At 54.3% G+C, this 1,677-nt stretch carries 1 tRNA gene and 1 rRNA gene; both read left to right on the forward strand.

The window, feature by feature from the left end:
* Positions 1-1,490: ribosomal RNA gene (locus A7098_RS02120) — 16S ribosomal RNA — on the forward strand; the annotation flags it as partial.
* 85 nt (positions 1,491-1,575) lie between these two features.
* Positions 1,576-1,651, forward strand: a tRNA-Glu gene (locus A7098_RS02125).
* Positions 1,652-1,677: the final 26 nt, after the last annotated feature.

Raw genomic sequence — 1,677 nt, forward strand, 5'->3', positions numbered from 1 at the left:
ACATGCAAGTCGAACGGTAACAGAAATCAGCTTGCTGATTTGCTGACGAGTGGCGGACGGGTGAGTAATGTCTGGGAAACTGCCTGATGGAGGGGGATAACTACTGGAAACGGTAGCTAATACCGCATAACGTCGCAAGACCAAAGAGGGGGACCTTCGGGCCTCTTGCCATCGGATGTGCCCAGATGGGATTAGCTAGTAGGTGGGGTAACGGCTCACCTAGGCGACGATCCCTAGCTGGTCTGAGAGGATGACCAGCCACACTGGAACTGAGACACGGTCCAGACTCCTACGGGAGGCAGCAGTGGGGAATATTGCACAATGGGCGCAAGCCTGATGCAGCCATGCCGCGTGTATGAAGAAGGCCTTCGGGTTGTAAAGTACTTTCAGCGGGGAGGAAGGGAGTAAAGTTAATACCTTTGCTCATTGACGTTACCCGCAGAAGAAGCACCGGCTAACTCCGTGCCAGCAGCCGCGGTAATACGGAGGGTGCAAGCGTTAATCGGAATTACTGGGCGTAAAGCGCACGCAGGCGGTTTGTTAAGTCAGATGTGAAATCCCCGGGCTCAACCTGGGAACTGCATCTGATACTGGCAGGCTTGAGTCTCGTAGAGGGGGGTAGAATTCCAGGTGTAGCGGTGAAATGCGTAGAGATCTGGAGGAATACCGGTGGCGAAGGCGGCCCCCTGGACGAAGACTGACGCTCAGGTGCGAAAGCGTGGGGAGCAAACAGGATTAGATACCCTGGTAGTCCACGCCGTAAACGATGTCGACTTGGAGGTTGTGCCCTTGAGGCGTGGCTTCCGGAGCTAACGCGTTAAGTCGACCGCCTGGGGAGTACGGCCGCAAGGTTAAAACTCAAATGAATTGACGGGGGCCCGCACAAGCGGTGGAGCATGTGGTTTAATTCGATGCAACGCGAAGAACCTTACCTGGTCTTGACATCCACAGAACTTTCCAGAGATGGATTGGTGCCTTCGGGAACTGTGAGACAGGTGCTGCATGGCTGTCGTCAGCTCGTGTTGTGAAATGTTGGGTTAAGTCCCGCAACGAGCGCAACCCTTATCCTTTGTTGCCAGCGGTTTGGCCGGGAACTCAAAGGAGACTGCCAGTGATAAACTGGAGGAAGGTGGGGATGACGTCAAGTCATCATGGCCCTTACGACCAGGGCTACACACGTGCTACAATGGCGCATACAAAGAGAAGCGACCTCGCGAGAGCAAGCGGACCTCATAAAGTGCGTCGTAGTCCGGATTGGAGTCTGCAACTCGACTCCATGAAGTCGGAATCGCTAGTAATCGTGGATCAGAATGCCACGGTGAATACGTTCCCGGGCCTTGTACACACCGCCCGTCACACCATGGGAGTGGGTTGCAAAAGAAGTAGGTAGCTTAACCTTCGGGAGGGCGCTTACCACTTTGTGATTCATGACTGGGGTGAAGTCGTAACAAGGTAACCGTAGGGGAACCTGCGGTTGGATCACCTCCTTACCTTAAAGAAGCGTACTTTGAAGTGCTCACACAGATTGTCTGATAGAAAGTGAAAAGCAAGGCGTCTTGCGAAGCAGACTGATACGTCCCCTTCGTCTAGAGGCCCAGGACACCGCCCTTTCACGGCGGTAACAGGGGTTCGAATCCCCTAGGGGACGCCACTTGCTGGTTTGTGAGTGAAAGTCAC

The organism is Escherichia sp. MOD1-EC7011 (assembly GCF_002965005.1).
Classification (GTDB): domain Bacteria; phylum Pseudomonadota; class Gammaproteobacteria; order Enterobacterales; family Enterobacteriaceae; genus Escherichia; species Escherichia ruysiae.